This is a genomic window from Myxococcus llanfairpwllgwyngyllgogerychwyrndrobwllllantysiliogogogochensis, from assembly GCF_006636215.1.
GTDB classification, from domain to species: domain Bacteria; phylum Myxococcota; class Myxococcia; order Myxococcales; family Myxococcaceae; genus Myxococcus; species Myxococcus llanfairpwllgwyngyllgogerychwyrndrobwllllantysiliogogogochensis.
In genome coordinates this window covers 1-4,772 of the sequence record NZ_VIFM01000447.1, presented here as the reverse complement: position 1 = coordinate 4,772, position 4,772 = coordinate 1, and the positions used below count along the sequence as shown (strand labels likewise).

Annotated in this window: 2 protein-coding genes and 1 pseudogene; all 3 read right to left on the bottom strand. The window is 65.9% G+C overall.

Going from position 1 to position 4,772, the window contains the following annotated elements:
* Nucleotides 1–896, bottom strand: a pseudogene (locus tag FJV41_RS47970) (hypothetical protein); the annotation flags it as partial.
* 640 nt (nucleotides 897–1,536) lie between these two features.
* The gene (locus tag FJV41_RS47965; protein ID WP_141649327.1) at nucleotides 1,537–2,457 is read right to left on the bottom strand and encodes a DUF2381 family protein; all 921 of its coding nucleotides are present in this window, start codon (nucleotides 2,455–2,457) and stop codon (nucleotides 1,537–1,539) included.
* Between the two features lie 73 nt (nucleotides 2,458–2,530).
* Nucleotides 2,531–4,483, bottom strand: a complete 1,953-nt coding sequence (locus FJV41_RS47960; RefSeq protein ID WP_141649326.1) for a serine/threonine protein kinase — start codon at nucleotides 4,481–4,483, stop codon at nucleotides 2,531–2,533.
* Between the last annotated feature and the right edge of the window lie 289 nt (nucleotides 4,484–4,772).

The following is a 4,772-nucleotide window of genomic DNA, read 5'->3' as shown; positions in this document are numbered from 1 at the left end:
GCGCCCCACGCGCCGCCCTCTCCGGGACGCCCGCCCCAGCCCGCGTTCGCCTGCAGCTCGAAGCCGCCTTGCCCCTTGCGGCGGCTCACGAGGATGGCCGTCCCATCGAGGTGGGCCAGCGTCATCGGCTCCGACGTCCCTCCCGCCTTGCCCCAGTCATGCACTGCCGACAGCGACAGGGCGTATTTCATGGGGTACGGCTGGCGGCCCATGAGGATGTGCTGCATGTCCAGGACGACTTCCGCCCCCATCAGCCGCGCGCCCAGCACGTCCGAGGCGAAGGCCTCGACATAGAGGGGCCTCAGCATCCCCGTCACCACCGCGCCGGCTGGGTTGTAATTGGGGTTGCCCCGGTTGTTGTAGCGGCGCACCAGGTGCCCGGACAGCAGCGTGTAGGACTCCAGGGCGCCCACCCACACGAAGTTCGGTGCGTCGCCTCCAACCATCAGGTTCTGCACGACCTGGCCCCAGTCGGAGAGCTCGTCCCAGTCCTCCTTCCGCACCAGACTGGCGCCCGCCTCTCCACCCCACATGCGCAATCGCACCGGAGCGCCCAGCTCGAGTTGGAGCAGGCCTGGCTTGACGACCTCCAGTCGTGGATGCAGCTGCAGGAAACCTTCATCCGTCCCCGCCCCTCTCCGCGGCAGAAGCGCCCATGTCGTGGTCTCCAGACTCAGCCGGTTCGCCCAGCCAGAGCCCGAGCCAGACGAGGCCGGCTCCTCCTCGACCAGGGCGTCACCCTCGTCCATGGAGGGCTCGAGCTGCTCGTCCACCTCTGGCTCAAGGAGAACGGTGTCGTCCTCGACCTTCGCCAGGTCGTCTTCATAGGCAATCTCCTCCGCCCACCCCACTCCGGGTAACACCCACAGCAACACGACGGCCCAGCGCATGAACATCGACGCCTCCCTGGAAGGCCCCCGGCAGGGGCGATAAGGACAGAGGTTCCCCATTCGGTCCGACAGGGCGTCAGACCGTGGGTGAATGCATTGCATTGCAGGAGTCGCTAGCAGGCCGACTGGACCAAGCCATAGACAGACGTGTCACGTCACGGCACCAGGGAACCTGGCCCCGTCCTAACGGCAGGCGGACGCGTCACGTCTCGGCGCCAGGAAGGCCCGGCTCCGCGCATGACTCCAAACGTGCGAATAGGGATGACTGAGGAAGGGCTCCTCAGAGGGCGTCAGGCATGCAGCCCGACGAAACGCAGACAGCTCCTCGGCGCACGACGACCGTCGGCACGCGCCTCACGTGGCGGTGCGGGGAAGTCTCTGCGCGGTGCGAGAGCCCAGCGCCTACTTCGAAGCCGATTCATGAAGGTGGATCAGGCGCGTCGCGCTCCAGGCGCTCTTCGTGGCCACGAAGGAAGCGCGCAGTCGCGCGCACACACTCCAGCACAGTGGGGAACACATCGCCCTCCAGGGCACGCCAGAATGGACTAGACCAATAGGTATAGTCCATTGGACCCTAGATTGGCAGTCCGCACAAGCCCCAAACGCCGGAAACCCATGAGAGGGCTTACCCACAGCCCTCTCCGGGTTATGGGAAGGTGACGTTGCTCAGGGTGATAGTGCGGCGCATATCTGCATCCCAGAGCTTGAGCGTGAAGCTTCCTTGAGGGGAGTCAGATGCAGTTTCAGCCTCAACCACCACGCGCTGGCCTGTCGAATCGGAGGCTACGGGGCCCGACTGCCACACTCGAAGCACCTTCAGCTCCTCGTTGGCCTTTCCCCTGAGCATTGCCCCCACTGCTGTCCACGGTTGGTCGTCCCCTCGTGACACGAGGAAGACGTCTACAACCACCCTTCGGGCGGTCCGGTATGCATAGACAAGATGTTTGCCTGCTGCCCCGCCTGGGGCCTGGGTTACCCCCTTGGTCACGTCGCGGAAATCAATGCCGCGGCCGTCCAGGACTGATGTCGCGATGAGTCCCGTCACGCCATCGGGCGCACTTCGCTCCGCGCTCAGGCGCGCATTCTCCTCTTTGCACTGCTCGGCCTCGATGCGCGCCTGCCGGACTTCCTCCTGGTATGTCTCGATGCCCCTCTTGCGTCGATAGACCTCAATGAGCGCTTCCGACCTCGCTGGGTGAGCGACCAGGACAATCGTCGCACTCGCCGGGGCCGCTCCATCCAGGAAGCGCACCGTCAACTTGAGCCGCTCTCCTGGAGAGATCTTCTCTGAAGGAACCAGGCGTAACGTGCTGAGGCCGGCATCCAGGACCGAGAAGCGCTCGCGCCCTTCGAGCGCCACCCCTTCTCGACTCACCTCCGAATCGAAGATGAACACCGTCGAGAGCCCTGGGCTCACCGCCACCTCTGCCGATGGCTGAGCGTCATCCGAGACCAGCTCGATTCGGCGAACGGTCAGCCCCGCTGTAGCTGGGGGCGACTGTGCCAGAGCTGTCCCCTCGCCTGCGAGGAGGAGGAAAAGCAGAACGGCCGACACTGAATGATGCACTCGACATTTCTCCTGGACCACGCCAGCAGCGACACCCCTGGCGGCTCATGAGCGTCTGCCAAACAGCAGCATGTCATTCAAACTCACTCACCGCCTTGACCCAAACGGCAGAGTACACGCGCGCCTTACCGGTATCCCCTCCGCCGCCTTCGATCTCCGCTCCTCGTTTCTGAGAGGAGTCCAGCACTTCCAAGCACACGGGGAAGCTTCCTTTGCTCGTGCGCGCCCGAGTCAGTCGGACATAGACGCGGTCGGCAATAATGAGCCGCCCAGACAACGTGGCGTAGTCCGACCCCATGATGATCTGTGCAGTGCCGTCCTTCACCGTTACGTATTTTTGGTCCCCCCGGACGAAGCTCCCAATCTCCTTGTCCCCAATCTCCATGCCTAGCATCTTCATGCCCTTGGTGGCTCCCGCCGGGCACGGTTCGGGATCCGGTGCGGGACGAACCTGTGGGCCCGAGCAGGCCAGCGCGCCGCACAGGGCCGTCGTCGCCAGGGCAGTGCGGACGCTCCTCGTGGCCTTCTTCGCAAGCACTGGCGGGGAGGATGCGGTGTCATTTTGGGGGGTCGTCACGGTTGCAGTCACCTCGGGAAGCGTCGCAGGGGGAGCGACGGCCGCAGGTGTTGCCTCCGGCCCGGTGGGAGCTGCGGCCGGGGCAGCTTGAGGTTTCTTTGTATATGGCGCTACTTCTTGGCCGGGGACGGCCTGCGGCTGCGGTGAAGCCGTCCGCTGTGAGAAGTACGCCCCAGACGCGAGTGCCATGGCCAGCAGCCCCGCGCCCAGCACGCGTCCCAGCCGGAGTCGCGCGAGGAACGAGCGCCGCCCCACCTCGACGACGGGGGCCACAGGCGCCGCTTGCGGGGGTTCCGCCGCCGGTGCGGCCTCCGCCCCCGCCTCGAGCGCCAAGAGCGGCAGCTGCGCCTCCACGGGCTGCATGGCCGCAGGCGCCGGCGGGGCATCAGGTGGCAATGCCGCGGGCATGCCTTCGCCCTGGACTGCCGGCAGCACCTGCCTGGGGTCCTTGCCCCGGCGCATCTGGCGCAGAGGCTTCTTCGCCCACCGAGCCAGCGCGTTCACCTTGCCCTCGTTCTCGGTGGTGGCCGAGTTCGGGCCATACGTGTCGAGCAAGGGCGTGTCCCACGCCTCCCCTTCCGCCCCGGACAGGAGCTCTTCCAGGGCCGCACAGACAGCGCTCGCATCGGGACGCGCAACAGGGTCCTTCTCCAGCAACCGCATGCACAACATGCCCAGCTGCTCCGGGACGAAGCGGTTGGCGCCGTGAGGGGGCACGGGCGACTTGTTGATGACACCCTCGATGTAGGTCAGCTCCGTCGAGTCGTCGAACGGCCACCTCGCCGTGAGGAGACGGTAGAGGACAATGCCCAGGGCCCACACGTCGTCCGAGGAGACCGACACATAGCGGCCGACGCCCTCGTCGAAATACTTCCGCATGAAGAGCCAAGCCTCGGGGGGCCGGTACTCCATCGTCCCGGGCGGCATGATGGACTGGGTGACACCGGAGCGCGCGCCCTTGTAATCCCCGATTCCGTAGTCCACCAGCACCGCCAGGCCGTCCGCTGCGCGCACCATGACGTTGGCATCCTTCACGTCCCGGTGCACCACCCCCGCCTCGTGCGAGGCTGCCAGCGCCCGCGCCACGTCGAGCGTCACCTTCGCAATCTGCCGAGCCGAGGGGTTCTCCTCCTTCACCCACTCGCCCAGCTTCCGCCCCTCCACGTACTCCATGGCGATGAGGGCGAAGTCGCGCTCCTCGGCCTGCCAGTAGGAGAAGCCGCGAATGCCCACCACGTTGGGGTGTTTCAGAAGCAAGAGGATGGAAATTTCCTTCTCGACCCGCCCCTCCACGCGCTGCCGCTCCACGAGCTTCAAGGCACAGGGCTGCCCGTCGTTCGTCGCGAGGTACACGGTGCCGAAGCCGCCCTGGTCCAGCTTCCTCACCACCGTGTAGCCCTTCACCACGTCCCCCGGGGACAGCACGGCTGGGGGGCCGTTGTCCCTCATGGCGACGTCCTCATGGCGACACTGTAGGACAGCAGGACTGCGGCCACGCGCATGCGACTCCCTCCCCGGCGCCGGCCGACGTTACCAGAAGCCCAGGGAAATCGCGCGAAGTCTTCTCCCACCTCCAACCACCTACCACAGAGGACGCCAAGCCTCACATCAAGGTGAAGTTGACTAGCCTATCAGGTATAGTTTGTCTGGAATGTATATCCACCCCGACATCCGCGCCGTCGCCCTTCCGAAGGAGCCGGAGCCCTCCCGCCCCTTGTCCGCCATCATCGGCGACACC